Below are 18,734 nucleotides of genomic sequence, written 5' to 3' on the forward strand. Positions count from 1 at the left end.
CCTCCGATGGATCCCGGAGCTGCGCGGCTTTCGCCGCTTGTCCGGGATGACGGCGTGGTTCAGTGCAAATCCGTCGCGCGTCTAGAATACCGTGCCGTCGCTGATGATCGTCAAGGGCGGGCCGCCGCCGGGGCGCTTCTCGGCAGCGATGCGGCGGCCCGCGGCCCAGGTTCCGCCCTCGAGCACCTTGGCGAGCGGCAACTCCTCGCGCGAACGGCCAAGCCGCTGGCGGATCAGCGCGCCGATCTCGTCGAGCAGAGCGACCGTGAGCGCGCGCCATTCGACGACCAGCGTCGAGCCCGCCTCATGGGCGCGGGCCGCCTCGCCCTCGTCCTTCAGGGCCAGTACACCCATGTCGAGCAGCAGCCCGCCATTGCGATATTCCGGCAGGCCCGTCAACTCGTCGACGTCGAGTACGGCGATTCCCGCCCATTGCAGCGGCTCGATCAGCGAATAGGTCAGCCATTGCGAGAGCTTGTGGAAGGGCACGAGCCCGGCCGTGGTGGTGCCCTGCGCGATCAGAGGATGGCGCCAGGTGTCGCCCAGCGCGATGCCGGCGAGCGTCAGGCGCGAGGGCCAGATGCCGCCGAAGGTGGCCAGCACCTCGCCCAGCATGTGGCTGGCGCGCAGCGAGCCGGTTTCGGCCGCCGACAGGAAACGGTCGAACAGGTCGCCGGGCCGCGACAGGCCGCGGCGCTCGAGCTCTTCGCCCAGGCGGTTGAGCAGGGCGGCGCGCCCCTCGACCGCCAGCAGGGCGTTGCCGGGCGCAGACTGGAATCCGGCCGCCAGAACCGCCGGGTCCAGTCGCTTCAGCGCGGTCGAATCCGCCCGCAGCGGCTGAGCCGGATCGCTGGAGAACAGGCCGGCGGCGAACATGTCGAGGGAGGCCAGCGCCAGCCCTTCCGAGCGGGCAATGCGCTTGCCGCTGACCGCGTCGCGATAAGACCATTCGGGCCCCGCGCCGGCGTCCAGCAGCACGCTGACCACGGCGAGATCATAGGCCGCGCGGCCGCGCTCGCGTGCATCGACGAAATGCGCGGCACGGTCGAGCAGGGCCCAGCGATCCATGCCGGCGACGTTGAAATGGCGCCAGCGGGCATGGAACGGGATGTCGAGCGTCGGGTAATTGGCCCAGATCGTCTCGAGCACATAATCGGCGCAGGCCTCCAGCCGCTCCGGATGGACGGTGAAATGCAGCAGGTCGCCAGCACGGCCGAGGCGCAGCATCTCCTGCGCGCGGGACCGGATGGCGGCGGGCTTCAGCAGGAGGCGCAGCGCCTCCGGGTCACGATCGGGCATTGGTGCTTTCAGAACTTGTCGAGGTCGCGGCCGACGGTCGCCTTCAGCGCGTTGTCGCCGGGAGCGCCGTCGGGGGAGTAGTAGCCGGCGGCCTTCTTGGCCTCGATCTCGACCGAGGCATCGGGTGGAATCAGTTCGGGCGGAATGGCGACGCGCTCGCCGATCTCGATGCCGCTCTCGACCATCGCGTCGTATTTCATGTTCGACATCGACATCAGCCGGTCGATGCGGGTGACGCCCAGCCAGTGCAGCACGTCGGGCATCAGCTGCTGGAAGCGGGCATCCTGCACGCCGGCGACGCATTCGGTGCGCTCGAAATAGGTTGCGGCGCTGTCGCCGCCCTCCTGGCGCTTGCGGGCGTTGTAGACGAGGAACTTGGTGACCTCGCCGAGCGCGCGGCCTTCCTTGCGGTTGTAGACGATCAGCCCGACGCCGCCGCCTTGCGCCTCCCTCACCGCCTCCTCGATGCCGTGCACGAGATAGGGCCGGCAGGTGCAAATGTCGGAGCCGAACACGTCCGAGCCGTTGCACTCGTCATGGACGCGGCAGGCGACGCGGCGCTTGGGATCGGTGATGGCCGAGACCTCGCCGACGACATAGGCCGTAATCGAGCCGATCGGCGGCAGGAAGACGCGCAGATCAGGCCGCGTCACCAGTTCCGGATACATGCCGCCGGTCTGCTCGAAGAGCGTGCGGCGCAGCTCGGCCTCGGTCGTGCCGAAGCGCTCGGCGATGCCGGGCAGGTGCCAGACCGGGTCGATCGCGATCTTGGTGACGCTGATGTCGCCCGAGCGGTGGAGGATGTGCTCATCGGGCGCCAGCCGATGCGCGCCCATCGCGGCCAGGATCTCCGGCAGGTTGAGGCGGGCCTTGGTGATGGCGATGGTCGGCCGGATGTCGATGCCCTCGCCGATCAGCCCGCCAAAATCCTGCGCGACACGATGGCCGAACGGGTCCATCGAGACGATTTTCCCGGGCTGGAACCATTGCGGCTGCTCCGGGATTTCGGCCGTCGGGTGGGTGTTGTGCAGGTCGGGGCGCTGCGAGGGGTTCATGGCGCGCGCCGAGATCGCGAGCGCCCGATAGACCGAATAGGAGCCGCCATGGGCGCCGATGACGTTGCGGTCGGCCGGCGTCGTGGTCGAGGCGATGATGGGGCCGCGTTCGGCCGGAGTCGGCGCCCCCCAGCGCACGGGAAAGCGCGTCGCCGCGCTGCCGGGCTCGGGATAGGAGGTCAGCCTCGTATGGGTGGTGCGGTTGGGAGAGCTCATCGCCGGATCCGAAGCCTGCAAAAGCAAAAGGTCCCAGGCTCGCTGCCTGGGACCTCTCGCCCAATTGAGTATTATCACGCGAGAGGGGCAGCCGGTCAACCTGCACTGGCACGATGACAACAGCCGCCGCAGGGCCCTTACTCAGCGACAGCTGAGGGGACATCGTTCAAGATCGAGGCATGTGTCCGCAGAGGTAATTTGGGCAGGGGGGAGTGCGATATGGCCGGCGCGAAGGCATATACGTCGACGCCTACTCTCGAGCAGTGGAAGAGGGACAGCAGCGTCGCCCTCGCCCGACGGCAGGATGACACCATCCTGACCCGCATCGACGCGCTGCTGGGCGAATACGGGCCGCACCGGTCAGCCTACGCCAAGATCCAGCTGAAATCGGATCTCTTCTTCACGCTGGATTACTGGCTGAAGGTGCACCGCAAGACGCCCGGCATGGACAAGGGCCGGCAGCCGGCGATCTACGAGCTCTACAAATACACCGCCCATTCGCTCGCCGCGGCGCTCTCCTGCACGATCAACACGCTGCCGGAGTATCTGGAGCGCCATTTCGGCCGCAAGCTGAGCTATCACGGCGAGCATCTCGATCTGGTCGGCCAGTTCGCGACCTATCTGACCCGCGCCGAGGTCGAGAAATACAAACTCAGCTTCCGCAACAGCAAGGCCTATATGTGGATGTGGCCCGGCAAGGGGCACGAGCTGACGCGGCCGACGCCCGATGGCGGGCTGGTCACTCAGGAGCGGCACCAGCCCAAGGAGATGAAGCTCGTCCTGGCGGAATCGGCGAGCGCTTCGAACAAGGCCGTCTTCAATGTGGCGCAGTGGGGCGGCTTCGCGATGAGCATGGGCCGCGACCTCTACATGGCGCGCCACCATTGCGGCGAAGCCAGCGCCGGCCCGGGCAGCGGCGGCAATTTCTACCACTCGTCCTATCTGGCGGGCGATCCGGTGCTGTGCGCGGGCACGATCCTCATCGAGCAGGGCATCATCAAGGCCGTCTGCAACGACAGCGGTCACTACCAGCCCGACGAGGCGAATTTCATGAGCTTCCTGCAGACGCTGATGATGCACGGCGTCAATGTCCAGGGAATCGAGATCTACGACTACGCCCGCAGGCACCGCGTCAGCGGCCGCGACTTCATCCAGAACCGGGGCAACTGGGCCCGGGCGTTGGTGCTCGGGCAGCAGACCGCCTTTGTGGCCAACGAAACCGCCGCGCAGAAATACGTCAGCGAAAAAATCGAACACAAGAAGCGCGTGGCAGCGCTCTGGAAACAGGCGGTCGACGGCCACATCGTCGCCAACACACTGGAAGGCCGCCTGTTCTTCGCGGAGAAGCTGCTGCGCAACTACATCGGGCGCGACCGCAAGCAACCCTATGCCTATGACGTGAACACGACCTGGATTCTCGAGGTGATCACGACCTTCTACGGACCTGTGCCCACCGCCCGGCCGGCCCCACCCGTGCCGAAGGGAAGGCCGCTGCCTCCGGTTCCTCGCGGCGCGCCCCCCGTCCCGAAACGGACGAACGGGCCGCAGCTTCCGCCGCGGCCCGTTCGGACCCCTTGATCGTGTCAACCGGTGGGCGGGCCAAGTCGGGCCCAGCCTCCGGCGGCCCCCCTGCTCAGAATACGGCGAGGTAGCGCAGCAGCGAGATGATGCCGATCACGATAACGATGATCTGGACGACGTTCTTGATCTGGCTGTCGAGCGGCAGCATCCGCACGAGATAGAGAACGAGGCCGATGACGAGAACGGTGATCAGCAGGGAAATCAGAATCGACATGAAATGAACCTTCGGTCTTCGGCCGTGAGCCGGCCCCCCGGAGCCGGTGTGGCGACGCATTCGCCAGCACCTCAATCCGCTGACAGAACGTCGCTGGACGGGAGAGGTTCCCTAGCGGCGGGCTTTGCCGGCGAAGGGCGGGCTAAGGCCGGCGAGCCTTCCCGTCATGGTCGGGCTCGACCCGACCATCCACGCCTTCCCTGGTCGAGCGCGGTGCGATCCGTGGATGCTCACCACGAGGGCGAGCATGACGGCAGTACTCGTCATTCTCGGGCGCAGCGAAGCGCAGATCCGAGAAGCTCTGGACGAGAGGACGCTGGTTTCCGAGATGGTCGGGTCAAGCCCGACCATGACGTGGAACTACCCTGCAATCCGCCCGAAATCCGCAACCGCGCGGGTGGCTTCGCGCAGCTGATTGAGCAGCCGCAGGCGGTTGGCGCGCAGCGCCGGGTCGGGATCGTTGACGGTGACCTTGTCGAAGAAGGCGTCGACCGCAGGCCGCAGATCGGCGAGCGCCGCCATCGCGCCCTCGTAATCCTCCGCCGCGACGGCGGCCTCGGCCTTCGGCGTCGCCTGCGCGAGCGCGACCGCCAGCCCCTTCTCCTCGATCAGCCCGGCCTGGGCGATCAGCCCGAGATCGGCGGCGCCCGCAAAGGCGCCCTCGCCGTCCTTCTTCTCCTCGGCCTTGAGGATGTTGGCGGCGCGCTTGTAGCCAGCGAGCAGGCTCTTGCCGTCCTCGGTTTCGAGGAAGCGACCGAGCGCGCCGACGCGGCGGGTGATGAGCAGGAGGTCGTCATTGCCAGAGGCGCCCTCGCCCAGCACGGCATCGACCAGATCATGCCGCGCACCCTGGTCGCGCAGCATGACCTTCAGGCGATCGTGGAAGAAGGAGAGGAGGTCAGGGTCCGCGGCAACCTTACCGACTCCCAACCGCACACCATTCTCAACCACCAAACGGATCACGCCGAGCGCCGCACGCCGCAGCGCATAGGGATCCTTGCTGCCGGTCGGCTTCTCGTCGATGGCCCAGAAGCCGACCAGCGTGTCGAGCTTGTCAGCCACCGCAACCGCCACCGAGACCGGATCGGTCGGGACGCGGTCGGAGGGGCCGAGCGGCTTGTAGTGCTCCTCGATCGCGGCGCAGACCGAGGGGTGCTCGCCCTGCAGTTCCGCATATTTGCGGCCCATCAGGCCCTGCAGCTCGGGGAACTCGCCCACCATCTCGGTCGGGAGGTCGGCCTTGGCGAGCTTCGCCGCGCGCTCGGCGAGGTCCGGATCGGCGCCGACGATCGGAGCGAGTTCGCGCGCCAGCGCCGCGATGCGCTGCACGCGCTCGCCTTGGGTACCCAGCTTGGCGTGGAAGACGACGCCGAGCTTGTCGAGCTTGGCCATACGCTGGTCGAGCGGCTTCGACAGGTCGAGCCCAAGCTTGCCGGCGCTGTCCTTGAACGTGTCGAGGTCGGGCAGATTGCCCTTGTCGGTCGCGAAGAAATAGGCGGCGTCGGAGAGTCGGGCGCGCACGACGCGCTCATTGCCGGCGACGATCGCCGCCCCGCCATCGCTCGCCATCAGGTTCGAGGTCAGCAGGAAGCGGTTGGCGAGGTTGCCCGTCGCGGGATCGCGCAGCACGAAGCACTTCTGGTTGGCGCGGATGGTGGCGCGGATCGCCTCGCCGGGGATCTCCAGGAAGCGTTCCTCGAAGGCGCCCATCAGCACGACCGGCCATTCGACCAGCCCTGCGACCTCCTCCAGCAGCCCCTCGTCCTCGACCAGTTCGAGGCCCTGCGCGAAAGCCAGCGTCTTGGCGTCGGCGAGGATGATCTCCTTGCGCCGGTCGGCATCGAGCACGACCTTGGCCTGCTCCAGCGAAGCGACGTAATCGTCGAAGCGGCGCACGGCGATGGCGCCCGGCGCATGGAAGCGGTGGCCATAGGTGGTGTTGCCGGAGGCGATGCCGTCGACATCGAAGGACACGACCTCGGGCTCTTCCGTCTCGGCGCCGAAGGTGCAGAGGATCGAATGCAGCGGGCGCACCCAGCGCAGGCTGGCGCCGGCCGCCGAGGCCCTGCCCCAGCGCATCGACTTCGGCCAGGGGAAGCTGCGGATCACGCCAAGGACGATCTCGGCAATCGCCGCGACGGTTTCCTGGCCCGGCTTCTCGATGACGGCGATGTAGCTGTCGCCCTTCTTCGGGTCGCTGACGATGGTCGCCTGGTCGAGCGAAGCCATGCCCGCCGCCTTGAGGAAGCCCTGCACGGCCGCATCGGGCGCGCCGACCCGCGGACCCTTGCGCTCCTCGCGGATGTCGCGCCCGCGCACGGGCAGGCCCGCGACATGAAGAGCGAGCCGGCGCGGCGTGGCGAAGGCCTTGGCGCCCTCATAGACCAGCCCGCGCTCGACCAGAGCGTCCGTGACCAGCTTCTTCAGGTCCTCGGCCGCCTTGCGCTGCATGCGGGCGGGGATCTCTTCGGAGAAGAGTTCGAGCAGGAGATCAGGCATCAGTTGGCTCCCCCGCCGGCCGTCTTCAGCCAGGCGGCACCGCAGGCCTTGGCGAGTTCGCGCACGCGCAGGATGTAGCTCTGGCGCTCGGTGACCGAGATCACGCCGCGGGCGTCGAGCAGGTTGAACATGTGGCTGGCCTTGATGCACTGGTCATAGGCTGGCAGCGCCAGCCGGTGGCGGCTGTCATTGGCGCTTTCGCCGGCCTCGCCCGCCGCCAGCAGCGCCTGGCACTCGGCCTCGGCGTCGGTAAAGTGGCGAAACAGCATCTCGGTGTTGGCGTGCTCGAAATTGTGCCGCGAGAACTCCTGCTCGGCCTGCAGGAAGACGTCGCCATAGGAGATGCGGTCTTCGCCCTCGCCGCCATTGAAGTTGAGGTCGTAGACGTTCTCGACGCCCTGGACATACATCGCCAGACGCTCGAGCCCATAGGTTAGCTCGCCCGCCACCGGCGCGCATTCGACACCCGCGACCTGCTGGAAATAGGTGAACTGGCTGACCTCCATCCCGTCGCACCAGCACTCCCAGCCGAGCCCCCAGGCGCCCAGCGTCGGGCTCTCCCAGTCGTCCTCGACGAAGCGGACGTCATGCAGGGCGAGGTCGACGCCGATCGCCTGCAGCGAGTCGAGATAGAGCTGCTGCAGATCCGGCGGCGACGGCTTCAGGATGACCTGGAACTGGTAGTAGTGCTGCAACCGGTTGGGGTTTTCGCCGTAGCGGCCGTCCTTGGGCCGGCGCGAGGGCTGGACATAGGCCGCCTTCCAGGACTTGGGCCCGAGCGCGCGCAGCGTCGTCGCCGGGTGGAAGGTGCCGGCGCCGACCTCCATGTCGTAGGGCTGGAGCACGACGCAGCCGCGCTCGGCCCAGAAGCGCTGCAGCGTCAGCAGCAGCCCCTGGAAGGAGCGGGTCGGGTCCATGGCCGGCGTGGCCGCGGCGGGAAGCGGAGCGGAGACGGACAAGGGGCAAGCCTTCCGGATGGCGGGATGGCCCGTGCTTAGGGGCTGGCCGGGCTTTCGGTCAAGCCGCAGAGGGAACCGCAGCCGGACAGCTTCCGTTCATCCTCGGCGCGATAGTCTCGCGATCATCCGCCGGATTCGCGGCGTTCGGGGCGAGCGCTTGAGTCGGATCGACGGGCTTATGAAGTAGGAGTGCCATGATGCTGTCCAACCGTATCGCCGCCGCCGTTTTCGGCGCCGTCACCCTCGCCGCCTCGGCGCTCGCCATCGCGCCCGCGACAGCCGCCCCGGTTTCGGCCGGCGCCACCCAGGCCGCGCCCGCCGGCGACCTCGTCCAGGAGGCGCAGTATTACGGTCCGCGCCGCTATTACGGCCCGCGCCGCTACTATGGCCGCCCGGTCTATCGCCCGCGCTGCTTCTTCGTCGACCGGCGTGTCTGGAATGGCTATCGCTGGGTCATCCGCCCGGTGCGTGTCTGCCGCTGAGGCGGCTCGCGGCCCGAAGCGTCGCCCGCTTCCGGCCGCATTGTGAAGCGAGGCTGAACGGCGCGGTGACGCGCCGTTCAGAAAATGTCGCGTAGATTCGGCTCGAGGATGGCGGGATTCCCCATGACCCGCCGATGTCGCAGCGAGGAGGTTTTCATCATGATCCGCAAGACGCTTTTCGCGCTCGCAACGGCAGCCGGCCTCGGCGGCCTGTCGCTCGCCGCAGCGCCCGCCCAGGCCGCGCCGGTCGCCGCCGGGCCGCTCGCCCAGGCGACGCAACCTGCCGACGGCCTGCTGGACCAGGCGCAGTATTACGGCCCGCCGCGCCGCTATTACGGCCCGCGCCGGTACTATGGGCCGCCGCGCTACTACGGCCCACGTCGCTACTATGGCCCGCCGCGCTTCTACGGCCCGCCGCCCCCGCCGGTCTTCGTGCCGCCGGTCGTGCCCTTCTACGGGCCGCGTTATTACTACTGAGGCGGCCGCTGCGTCGGCGTGATCCCAGCTTCCGCCATCGGCAGCCGGGCCCGCCCCCGATGCAGCGCTTCGGCCTCAGGGGTGAAGCCACCCTCGGGGCAGTGCAGAACCAGAGCCGGCAGCAGTGCTGCCGGCTTTTTGCTGCCGAGCGTCGCCGAGACGAGGATGCGGATCGCCGGCTGGTCCGCCAGCGCATGGACGGGCCGGATCATGACCGCGCCGAAGCCGGTCGAGAGCCCGGCCAGCAACTCCGGCAAGGCCTCGGCACGGTGGACGACCAGTAGCCGCCCGCGCGGTTTCAGCAGCCGCCGCGCCGCACGCAGCCAGGACTCCAGCCCGGCCTCCTCGACATGGGCCGCCCGGCGGTTGGGGATGGGCGAGGCCCGGTTGGCCCGGGGCAGGTAATAGGGCGGATTCATCGCGACGCAGGCGAAGCTGCCTGGCGCGACGCCCAGCGCCGCAGCGGGGCCGGCAATGTCCCCCGTCACCACCGCGACGCGCTCCGCCAGGCCGTTCAGCGCGGCATTGCCGGTCGCGAGGCCGGCGAGTTCCGGGTCGCGCTCCAGCAGCACCACGCGCAGCGCCGGCTGTGCGAGCGCGGCCGCCAGCCCGATCGTGCCGACGCCGGCGCCGATGTCGAGCAGCGGCCCCTCCCCCAGATCCGGCAGCGAGGCGGCGAGCAACACGGCGTCGCTACCGGCGCGGTGGCCCTTGCGCGGCTGGCGCAGGACGAGCTGCCCGTCGAGCAGCCGGTCCTCGCCGATGTCGCCGAGGCCGGGCAGCGCCTCAGCCATCACGCAGCTCGCCGCCGAAGCCGGCGTCGATCAGCAAGGCGCGGGCGCGCATGCGGTCGGCCTCGCGCACGAGCAGACGGCGCGGGAAGGCGCCAATCATGCCTTCGAGCGCGCTGATGTGCTGGTCGGCGATCAGGCAGTCGAGATTGGCCGAGGCCAGCAGCGCCTCGATGGCGCCGAGCAGGACGATGTCGTTGGTGCGGACGAGTTCATGCATCGCGCGATGGAGCCCGTCCGCGGGCGCCGGCGCAAGCCCCGTCTCGCTGCGATGCCCGAGCCTGCGGCGACATTGCCGGCGCGCGAGGGCTGGTCACCCATGCGCCGGTTGTGGCAAGGCTTGCAGGCGCTGCAAGATGCGCAGGCCGCCGGAAGGATTGGGTATGGGCGTCGTCGTCGCGTTCGAGGACAAGGAAGCGGGCCAGAGCGCACGCGAGGCCGGAATCGAGCGGCTGGTCGGGCTGGTGCGCGCCGACATGGAACGCGTCAATGCGATGATCCTGTCGCGCACCGGCTCCGACGTGACGATGATCCCCGAGGTCGCCAACCATCTGATCTCGTCGGGCGGCAAGCGCCTGCGGCCGATGCTGACGCTCGCGACCGCCGCGCTCAGCGGCTATCGCGGCGAGGGGCATGTGAAGCTCGCGGCCTCGGTCGAGTTCATGCACACGGCGACGCTTCTGCACGACGACGTGGTCGACCAGAGCGACATGCGCCGCGGCAAGCTCGCCGCCCGCATGCTCTGGGGCAATGAGGCGAGCGTGCTGGTCGGAGACTTTCTGCTCGGCCAGGCCTTCAAGATGATGGTCGAGGTCGGCTCGCTGAGGGCGCTCGACATTCTCTCCACCGCCGCGGCCGTGATCGCCGAGGGCGAGGTGCTGCAGCTCTCCGTCGCCAAGAACACGCAGACGACCGAGGACGAATATCTCGCGGTGATCCGCGGCAAGACGGCCGAGCTCTTCGCGGCGGCCTGCGAGGTCGGCCCGGTGATCGCCAACGGCTCGAAGACCGATGCCGCCGCCTGCCGCAGCTACGGCCTCAATCTCGGCATCGCCTTCCAGCTCATCGACGACGCGCTCGACTATGGCGGCATCGCCAACACGCTCGGCAAGAACACCGGCGACGATTTCCGCGAGGGCAAGATCACCCTGCCCGTGGTGCTCTCCTTCCGGCGCGGCAGCGAGGCCGAGCGCGCCTTCTGGACGCGCACCCTGCAGGAAGGCGAGATCCGCGACGGCGATCTCGAGGAGGCGCAGGCGATCATGAAGCGCCACCGGGCGCTCGACGACACGATCCAGCGCGCCGAGCACTACGCCAAGATGGCCAAGGACGCGCTCGCCCTCTTCCCGGCCTCGCCGATGAAGCAGGCGCTGAACGAAACCGTCGATTTCTGCGTCGCGCGGGCGCATTGAGCAGCGGGCTAGGACTCGCGCAACGTTAGGGAAGCCCGCGCCTCCCGAAGCCTGCCTCCATACCCGGCTACACGATTCCTCGCGACAGCCCCCTTTGGTCGGGTGCAGCAAGGGAAGGATAGGCACGGGCCGGAGCGGCGGGGATAAGGGGCGGGTTTTGCCGGCTTCACCTCAGTTCGACCTCCGCCGCCAAGCCGCGCAACACCGCGAGGTCATCCTCCAGCGTCAGGGCATGGCTGGCCCGTTGCAGGGCCAGGCGGGAATGGCGGGCGGCGTTCTCCGCGAATTCCGGCGGCCCAAGCCGCGACAGGACCCGCAGCGCCTTCTGCAGCCTGACCCCGATCTCGACCACGCCGGCGCCGTCGCGGGCGATCGGGGTGAAAAGATCGTCGAAGAGATCGCCGATCGCGATCGGCGGAATGTGAACCCGGGGGTAGGCCACCTCCTGCTGCGGCTCGCGAGGCTCGGCTGCGATCGCCAGCAGGCGGACCGCCCGGCCGATGACATCGATCGCCGTGCCGGGGTCGTTGATGCCAGGCGAGAGGGCGCGGGAGGCGATCTCGGCGAGGACGGAGGCGCCGAAGCGCGGGTCCTGATCGAAGGAGCGGACATCGGCGATGGTGTAGCAGGCCCGGATATCAGCCTCCTGCTCGGTGACATCGAGCCCCTCTGCGAAAGCGACGGGGTCGACCGGGGTCACGAAAGCTCCGGGTGTGGCTCGGACGAAGATGCGCCCCTTGCCGCGCTCGGCGATGTCCGACAGCGCGCCGACGTCGAGATGCTGCACATAGCCGATGCGGGAGGCATAGATTGGCCGGGCGGAGCCGGGCATCTCGGCCGGCGGTGAGGCCCCCATGCAGGGCTGATCACGATGCAGCCGCATCGCCTCGGCTGCGGTCTTCTCGACGCGCTCGGTGGTCTCGGTAACCCGGCCGAGGCGCGAGAGGTGGTCGATCCAGCGCAGCAGCGTCACCACGATCAGCACGATGACGCCGGCCGTCACGACGAAGAGGACGACGCGGCCGGTGCTGCCATAGGCGCCCGTGCTGAGCGCGATGATGCCGACGAGGCTATAGAGGAAGGAGCCGATGAACGTCGCCAGGACGTTCTGGGTCGTCGTGTCCTCCATCACCAGACGAGTGGCCCGCGGCGTGACATTGCTGGTCGCGGCCGCATAAGCCGCCACCATCGTGCTCAGCGAGAAGGTCGTCACCGCCAGCATGCTCGAGGCGATGATGCCAAGGACATTATCGACCGCGTCGGCACCGATCTTGGTCGGCAGGTCGCTCGGGATGTAGGGCGCGAGCACGATTGCCGCGAGAGCCGTGACCACGGCCAGGATCGAGAACAGGCTGGCGCGAAACCACATCCGCCGCGTGATCTGGGAGAGGTGCCACAGCCAGCGCGAGGTCATGAGAGAGGTCCGTCAGAGAAGCCGCGCAGGGGCGCGCACCGCTGACAACGCAGCCATTGCGGAAGGGTTGCGCCGCGAACGGCTCGCCGGAACTGGTCGCGCCCGAGCCGCCCTTACCCGCCGAAGACGAGTTTCGCCGCGCAGGCGTCGATGCCGGGCGGCGCCGCCCGGAAACGCTTCTGCGCCATCCGGATCATGTCGCCGCGATGGCGCGGGCTCCCGACATAGCGGTTCTGGGGGATCACCGCATCGAGGGGCGTATGGAGATAGGCCTGTGCGTCGGCACCGCCCGTCAACGACCAGAGCGTTTCCACGCAACTGTCGAGGGCCTGTTCACAGGACGCCGTGCAGAATTGCCGGACGGCGGCGGCCTCGGGCGCCGTGGTCAGGAGGGTGCGTGCCGTAGCCAGCGCCCGGTCGCGGGCCGGCTCGGATGCGCTCCTGACACGGGTGTTGCCTTCGGCCAGAAGACGCCCCTGCCGCAGGACGCGGCCTACGAGACTCGCCGCCTCGGGCACGGAGATGCCGACACCGAGGTCCGGGTCCGCGCTGAAGAACAGCATCTGCTGGAGGCTGCCGCTCCATTCCGGCGCAAAGGCCTGCGCAATAACCCCACGCAGGCGCCGCTCGACATCCGGCGTGGGCGGGGTCGGATAGGCGACCCGCCACAGGCGCAGGGCGGCGCCCCGCCAGACCAGAGCGCGCAACTCGTCGGGAATTTCCGTCTGTCGGTCGCTTTCGGCGAGCGAGGACGGGTTCTGGTTGAAGGCCATGGCCAACGCGCTGCGCGCGGCATCGCTCTGGCCCAGCGCCATCAGGGGCCAGGGGTTGCTCTTCTGCTGGGCCTCGACGAACGCCTCCGCCAGGGGCCGGCGAGCCGTGACGCCCGCAAGCCAGCTCTCGCCGGAGAGACCGCCCGGCCGGCGCAGCAACGCGATGCGCTGCGCGCGCTCCAGCCCCAGCACATAGGGCCCCTCCCAGGCACGGGGCTCGATGACACCCAAGGCCAGCATCGCATCGTCATCGCCGGACTGGGCCAGGGCCGACAGGGCGGGCAGCGCCTTGGCGTCATCATCGGCGAGCCAGGCGGCGATCGCATCATCCAGCGTCGCGGCACGCGCGGCGAAGGCCGCGACCATCAGGACCAGAACCAGCATGATGCGCATGAGACGGCCCCCTGTGGTTATGTTCACTCCGCAGCGTCGCCAGATCGCAGACGAGATTACGGAGGGGGGCCTGTAGCGGCAACAGGCGCTGCCGCCCGCCGCCCCTTACCGCAGCAGCGTCGGCTTGACCCACCACCCCGCCTGCTCTTGCGCCAGCGCCCTCCCCGCTGCGGCGCTCTGGCGGCAGTCGTCAAAGAGCGCGAAGCAGGTCGCGCCCGAGCCGGACATGCGGGCGAGGCGGCAGCCCGGCTGGGCACGCAGGGCGTCGAGCACGGTGTCGATGACGGGGGCGACGCGGCGGGCGGGGGCTTCGAGATCGTTGCCGGCGGCGCTGAGGGCGGCGATCAGGGCGGCTCGGGTCGCGTTCGTCCCATACGAGCCCTCATCCTGAGGAGCCATGTCGTCAGACAGGGCGTCTCGAAGGATGCTCCAGATGTCTCCGGAGCCTTCCGGACCATCCTTCGAGACGCCGCTGCGCGGCTCCTCAGGATGAGCGCTCGTTTCTGGAAGGCTCGAATGGAGTGGATGGCGCTGCCCCGGCTTCAGGCCCAGCGCCCTGAATACCGGCGCGGTCTCGACCGGCACGCCGGGATTGACCAGCAGCGCAAAGAGCGGCGGCTGGGTGAGTGGGGGCCCGAGGCGCTCGCCGATGCCGGTCATGATGCGGGCGCGGGAGGCAAGGCAGACGGGCACGTCGGCGCCGGTTTTGGCAGCCGCCCGCAGCAGCGCGGGGTCGTCAGGAGACAGCCCGTTCAAACGGGCGAGCAGGCGCAGCGCGGCGGCCGCATCGGCCGAACCGCCGCCGATGCCCGACGCCACCGGCAGCCGCTTGACGAGGTGGAAGGCGCCGCTGCGCAGCGGGCCGGTCTCGGCTTCGAGCGCGCGCGTCGCGCGCAGGATCAGGTTGGAGTCGTCGACCGGTAGCCCCTGCCCGCGCGGACCGTCGATGGTGAGGGTCAGCTGCGGGCCGGGCGCTAGCGAGAGTGCGTCGCCCGTGCCGGCGAATGCAACGAAGCTTTCGAGCTCGTGATAGCCATCCGCGCGGCGGCCGAGCACGCGCAGGGTCAGGTTGATCTTGGCGCGGGCGCGGGTGGTCAGCGGTGCTGGCATATCAGCGAAGCTGTCGAGGCAACCGTCCGAAGCGAGAGCGGCAGCGTCAGCCGCCGTCCTTCTTGGGCTCGGCCGGGTCCTTCGGCTCGACGGCGTTGGCGGAGGGACCATCCTCCAGGCCGCGCTCGATCTTGCGCTTGATCTTGGCGAGATCCTCGGGCTCGGGATTGAGGTCGCGAGCGTGGTTCCACTGGAAACCGGCCTCGAGACGGCGCCCGACCTTCCAGTAGACGTCGCCGAGATGGTCGTTGATCACTGGGTCGGAGGGGCGCATCTCGACGGCGCGCTCAAGCTCGCGCAGCGCCTCGGGATAGCGGCCGAGGCGATAATAGGCCCATCCGAGCGAATCGATGATGTAGCCGTCGCGCGGGCGCAGCTCGACGGCGCGCCGCAGCATCTCCAGCGCCTCGTCGAGCTTGAGATGCTGGTCGACCAGCGAATAGCCGAGATAGTTCAGCACAAGCGCGCGCTCGCGGCCCAGAGGCTCGGGCAGGAGTTCCAGCGCTTTGCGCAGATCGGCCTCGGCCTCCGGCCAGCGCTTAATGCGCTCGCGGGCGATGCCGCGGAAATAGAACAGATCCCAGTTGGCCCGACCCGGCGAGGCGAGCTTGCCGATCGCCTTGTCGTAGGTGGCCGCGGCCTCCTCGAACATCTTGCGCGAGCGATAGATGTTGCCGAGCGCCGAGAGCGCGTCGATGTCGTCCGGCCGCTCGGCGATCAAGGCGCTGAGATGCTTCACCGCCTCCTCGGGCTTGCCGAGGTTCTCCAGCGCCAGACCGGCCTGGATCTCGGCATTGGGCCGCAGCGGCGAGCTCGCCGGCATCTTCTCGTAGACGGCGACGGCGTCCTCCGGCTGGCGCGCGCGCTCCAGGATGTCGCCCAGCGTCAGGATAGCGAGGTCATGATTGGGGTCGAGATAGATGGCGAGACGCAGATAAAGCAGCGCCGCCGCCTCGTCGCCCTGGCGGTTGCCCGCGCTGGCGAGGCCGTAGAGCACTTCCGCGGCGCCCTGCTGGGCATTGCCGACCTGGCGGGGCGGCACCTGCCTGGCGGCCACCTTGGCGAGGCCGTCGCGGACGATCGGGTGGTTGGGCAGCAGCCGGTCGAACTCGGAATAGGTCGTGGCCGCGCCGTCGAAATCACCGTTGCGGGCCTGCATCTTCGCCCAGAGATCGACGAGCCGCAGCGTCGTCTTCTCCGATTCATAGGCGCTCTTCAGGCGCTTCTCGCCATCGGCCTTGCGGCCGGCAGCATCGAGGATGAGGCCGGCATGATAATCGCGGAAGAGGTTGTAGGAGGGTTCGCCGCGCAGCCGCTCCAGCGTCTCGATGGCGCGGGTTGCCTGGCCCGAGCCGAGCTGCGACCAGGCGGAGAGCAGCGTCGCGGTGATGTCGGCCGCACGGCCGCGGCCGCCGCGCTGCAGATGGTTGCGGGCGGTCTGGTAGTTCTTCTGCTTCAGCGCGCGGATGCCGATGGCGAGCTGGGCAAGGCCGTTGGAAGGATCGCGCTGGATCAGCTTGTCGGCGGCGCGGAAGGCGTCGGGCATCGCGCCATCGGCAAGGAAAGCGACGAAGGCGCGCTCGAGCAGGTCGTTGTTTTGCGGATCGCCCTTGATCGCCTCGCGCAGGAAGACGGAGGCGGCGCCGAGGTCCCGCCCCGCACCGGCGACGATGGCGGCGAGATAGTTGCCCTCCAGGCTCTCGGCGGTGTCGAGCTGATCGGTGGCGCGCGTCGTCGCCCCCTGGGCGGCCGCGCCGACGGGCAGGGCCAGGAGCAACGCCAAGGCAGCGGCCGTGATCGGGCCACGGCGGTTCAATCCAGATCCCACGACTGCCATTCTCCTTCGGTCTGCCGTCGCGCGCATTCCGCGGCAGACGTGGTCGGTGACGCGCGACCGTGACCGCTTCGCGTAAGCTGGCAAGATGGCCGTTTCCAGGCGGGCGGGCAAGCCTCGCGGCGGCCGGAGGGGCCCGCGCCGTAGCCTGAAGGCCACAGTGCGGCAAAACCATGCGATGACGCAGCGTCGGCCAGTTTTCGTTGTCGATACGGTAGGGTTTCGTCGGCTATTGTCTGCCGTCGTCTTTTCCATCACGACGATTCGAACAGGATCTTTCTCATGAAGAAGCTCGTTCTCAGCGTTGCCGCTGTCGCTCTGCTCGCCGGCTTCGCCGCCGGTTGCGCCCAGCCCGAGAAGCCGGCTCCGGCCGTCGTCCGCAAGGGCTGATCGTCTTCGCGCCGGCTGCGGCCGGCGTCGAGCAAAAGGGGGCGCGCCAGCCGGCACGCCCCCTTTTTCATATCCGGCTGCGACGAGCGGCCGCGTCACATATTCGCGTAGCCCGGCCCCCCGCCGCCCTCGGGAACCGTCCAGGTGATGTTCTGGGCCGGATCCTTGATGTCGCAGGTTTTGCAGTGGACGCAGTTCTGCGCGTTGATCACGAAGCGCGGCTCGGTCTTCGCCTCGGCATCCTTGTAGACAACCTCGTAGACGCCGGCCGGGCAGTAGAGCCGCGCGGGCTCGCCATAGAGCGGCAGGTTCTTCTCGATCGGGATCGACGGGTCGGTCAGCTTGAGATGTGCCGGCTGGTCTTCCTCGTGATTGGTCGAGGACAGGAAGACCGAGGAGAGCTTGTCGAAGGAGATCTTGCCGTCGGGCTTCGGGTAGACGATCGGCGTGACCTCGCTCAGCAGCTTCAGCGTCGCATGGTCGGGCTTGCCATGCTTCAGCGTGCCGAAGGGCGACCAGCCGAAGAGCTGGTTCAGCCACATGTCGATGCCGCCCAGCCCGATGCCGAGCATCGTGCCGTATTTCGACCAGAGCGGCTTGACGTTGCGCACCGGCTTGAGATCGGCGCCGATGGGCCCGTCGCGCCACTCGTTCTCGATCTCGACGACCTCGTCATGGGAGCGGCCTGCGGCCAGCGCCTGCAACAGCTTCTCGGCCGCGAGCATGCCCGAGGTGATGGCGTTGTGGCTGCCCTTGATGCGCGGGACGTTGACGAAGCCGGCCGAGCAGCCGATCAGCGCGCCGCCCGGGAAGGTCAGCTTCGGTACCGACTGCCAGCCGCCCTCGGTGATCGCGCGCGAGCCGTAGGAAAGGCGCTTGCCGCCCTCGAACAGGTCGCGGATCAGCGGGTGGGTCTTGAAGCGCTGGAACTCGTCGAAAGGCGAGAGCGTCGGGTTCTGGTAGTTGAGATGGACGACGAAGCCGACCGAAACCAGGTTGTCGTCGAAATGATAGAGGAAGGAGCCACCCCCGGTGGAGCCGTCGAGCGGCCAGCCGAAGGAGTGCTGGACCCGGCCCTTGACGAATTTCTCCGGCTTGACCTGCCAGATCTCCTTGAGGCCGATGCCGTATTTCTGCGGCTCACGGCCGGCGTCGAGGCCGTATTTGCGAATCGCGATCTTGGCGAGCGAGCCGCGCACGCCCTCGCCCAGCAGGGTGTAGCGGCCGCGCAGCTCCATGCCGCGGGTGAAGCGCTCCGACACGGTGCCGTCCTTGGCGATGCCCATGTCGCCGGTGGCGACGCCGACGACGGCGCCGGCCTCGTCGAACAGCAGTTCAGCGGCGGCGAAGCCCGGATAGATCTCGACGCCCAGCGCCTCGGCGCGGGCCGCCAAGTACTTCGTCACCAGCCCCAGCGAGCCGACGAAATTGCCGTGATTGTTCATCAGCTTGGGCATGCCGATATTAGGCAGCCGGATGCCGTTGGGCTCTGTCAGGAAGTAGAAGACGTCCTCGCTGACCTCGGTGGTCAGAGGGCGGGCTTCGTCCTGGCGCCAGTCTGGCAGCAGCGCGTCGAGGCCCGAGGGGTCGATCACCGCACCCGACAGGATGTGCGCGCCGACCTCGGCGCCCTTCTCGACCACGACGACGGAGACGTTCTCGTCGAGCTGCTTCAGCCGGATCGCCGCCGCAAGGCCGGCCGGCCCCGCACCGACGATGACGACGTCGTAGTCCATGCTCTCGCGGGGTTCGGCCCGTGCCTGCTCGAGATCCATACCGCCCTCCGAAAACCTGCGCTCCAGCCGTACTGCGAAGACCGAGCGCCGGCTCAAACC

Annotated in this window: 16 protein-coding genes; 4 read left to right on the top strand and 12 right to left on the bottom strand. The window is 68.6% G+C overall.

Annotated features, from left to right (window positions below; translation table 11 throughout):
• Positions 1-81: 81 nt before the first annotated feature.
• Positions 82-1,299: a URC4/urg3 family protein gene (locus ABIE41_RS22705; protein ID WP_192642475.1), complete on the bottom strand. Its 1,218-nt coding sequence runs from the start codon at positions 1,297-1,299 to the stop codon at positions 82-84.
• An 8-nt stretch (positions 1,300-1,307) separates the two neighbouring features.
• Complete coding sequence (locus ABIE41_RS22710; RefSeq protein WP_192642476.1) at positions 1,308-2,570, bottom strand: GTP cyclohydrolase II; 1,263 nt, start codon at positions 2,568-2,570, stop codon at positions 1,308-1,310.
• A gap of 219 nt (positions 2,571-2,789) precedes the next feature.
• Here ABIE41_RS22710 and ABIE41_RS22715 point away from each other — a divergent pair, with 219 nt between their 5' ends.
• Positions 2,790-4,148, top strand: a complete 1,359-nt coding sequence (locus ABIE41_RS22715; protein WP_192642477.1) for a hypothetical protein — start codon at positions 2,790-2,792, stop codon at positions 4,146-4,148.
• Positions 4,149-4,203: 55 nt separating this feature from the next.
• On the opposite strand, the gene ABIE41_RS22720 is transcribed toward ABIE41_RS22715, so the two are convergent.
• The 3 genes from ABIE41_RS22720 to ABIE41_RS22730 form a co-directional block, all read right to left on the bottom strand.
• Complete coding sequence (locus ABIE41_RS22720) at positions 4,204-4,365, bottom strand: Thivi_2564 family membrane protein (protein ID WP_171905132.1); 162 nt, start codon at positions 4,363-4,365, stop codon at positions 4,204-4,206.
• Between the two features lie 360 nt (positions 4,366-4,725).
• Positions 4,726-6,864 (bottom strand): glycine--tRNA ligase subunit beta, encoded by a 2,139-nt coding sequence (glyS, locus tag ABIE41_RS22725; protein WP_192642478.1) that lies wholly within the window; start codon positions 6,862-6,864, stop codon positions 4,726-4,728.
• Positions 6,864-7,781: a glycine--tRNA ligase subunit alpha gene (locus tag ABIE41_RS22730; RefSeq protein ID WP_192642920.1), complete on the bottom strand. Its 918-nt coding sequence runs from the start codon at positions 7,779-7,781 to the stop codon at positions 6,864-6,866. The genes glyS and ABIE41_RS22730 overlap by 1 nt, the downstream gene beginning before the upstream one ends.
• A 236-nt stretch (positions 7,782-8,017) precedes the next feature.
• Between ABIE41_RS22730 and ABIE41_RS22735 the strand changes: the two genes are divergently transcribed.
• Positions 8,018-8,305, top strand: coding sequence for a hypothetical protein (locus ABIE41_RS22735; protein ID WP_354193179.1), 288 nt, complete (start codon positions 8,018-8,020; stop codon positions 8,303-8,305).
• A gap of 159 nt (positions 8,306-8,464) precedes the next feature.
• Positions 8,465-8,782 carry a hypothetical protein gene (locus ABIE41_RS22740; RefSeq protein WP_354193181.1) on the top strand — a complete coding sequence of 106 codons (318 nt, stop codon included), beginning with the start codon at positions 8,465-8,467 and terminating at the stop codon, positions 8,780-8,782.
• On the opposite strand, the gene ABIE41_RS22745 is transcribed toward ABIE41_RS22740, so the two are convergent.
• Both ABIE41_RS22745 and ABIE41_RS22750 read right to left on the bottom strand, forming a co-directional pair.
• Complete coding sequence (locus ABIE41_RS22745; RefSeq protein ID WP_192642480.1) at positions 8,776-9,576, bottom strand: tRNA1(Val) (adenine(37)-N6)-methyltransferase; 801 nt, start codon at positions 9,574-9,576, stop codon at positions 8,776-8,778. The two genes, ABIE41_RS22740 and ABIE41_RS22745, sit on opposite strands and share 7 nt — an antisense overlap.
• Positions 9,569-9,793, bottom strand: coding sequence for a putative signal transducing protein (locus ABIE41_RS22750; RefSeq protein WP_069054291.1), 225 nt, complete (start codon positions 9,791-9,793; stop codon positions 9,569-9,571). The genes ABIE41_RS22745 and ABIE41_RS22750 overlap by 8 nt, the downstream gene beginning before the upstream one ends.
• A gap of 163 nt (positions 9,794-9,956) precedes the next feature.
• Here ABIE41_RS22750 and ABIE41_RS22755 point away from each other — a divergent pair, with 163 nt between their 5' ends.
• Entirely contained in the window at positions 9,957-10,985 is a 1,029-nt protein-coding gene (locus ABIE41_RS22755) for a polyprenyl synthetase family protein (RefSeq protein WP_192642481.1), read from the top strand.
• A gap of 166 nt (positions 10,986-11,151) precedes the next feature.
• On the opposite strand, the gene ABIE41_RS22760 is transcribed toward ABIE41_RS22755, so the two are convergent.
• The 5 genes from ABIE41_RS22760 to ABIE41_RS22780 form a co-directional block, all read right to left on the bottom strand.
• On the bottom strand, positions 11,152-12,399 hold the full coding sequence (locus tag ABIE41_RS22760) for a DUF2254 domain-containing protein (RefSeq protein ID WP_192642482.1): 1,248 nt from the start codon (positions 12,397-12,399) through the stop codon (positions 11,152-11,154).
• Between the two features lie 113 nt (positions 12,400-12,512).
• Complete coding sequence (locus ABIE41_RS22765; protein ID WP_192642483.1) at positions 12,513-13,565, bottom strand: hypothetical protein; 1,053 nt, start codon at positions 13,563-13,565, stop codon at positions 12,513-12,515.
• A gap of 105 nt (positions 13,566-13,670) precedes the next feature.
• Positions 13,671-14,675 (bottom strand): 4-(cytidine 5'-diphospho)-2-C-methyl-D-erythritol kinase, encoded by a 1,005-nt coding sequence (locus ABIE41_RS22770; protein WP_354193186.1) that lies wholly within the window; start codon positions 14,673-14,675, stop codon positions 13,671-13,673.
• Between the two features lie 46 nt (positions 14,676-14,721).
• The gene (locus ABIE41_RS22775; protein WP_354193188.1) at positions 14,722-16,458 is read right to left on the bottom strand and encodes a tetratricopeptide repeat protein; all 1,737 of its coding nucleotides are present in this window, start codon (positions 16,456-16,458) and stop codon (positions 14,722-14,724) included.
• A gap of 536 nt (positions 16,459-16,994) precedes the next feature.
• Complete coding sequence (locus tag ABIE41_RS22780) at positions 16,995-18,674, bottom strand: electron transfer flavoprotein-ubiquinone oxidoreductase (RefSeq protein ID WP_354193190.1); 1,680 nt, start codon at positions 18,672-18,674, stop codon at positions 16,995-16,997.
• Positions 18,675-18,734 lie beyond the last annotated feature (60 nt).

The sequence above is a fragment of the Bosea sp. OAE506 genome, from assembly GCF_040546595.1.
Taxonomy (GTDB): domain Bacteria; phylum Pseudomonadota; class Alphaproteobacteria; order Rhizobiales; family Beijerinckiaceae; genus Allobosea.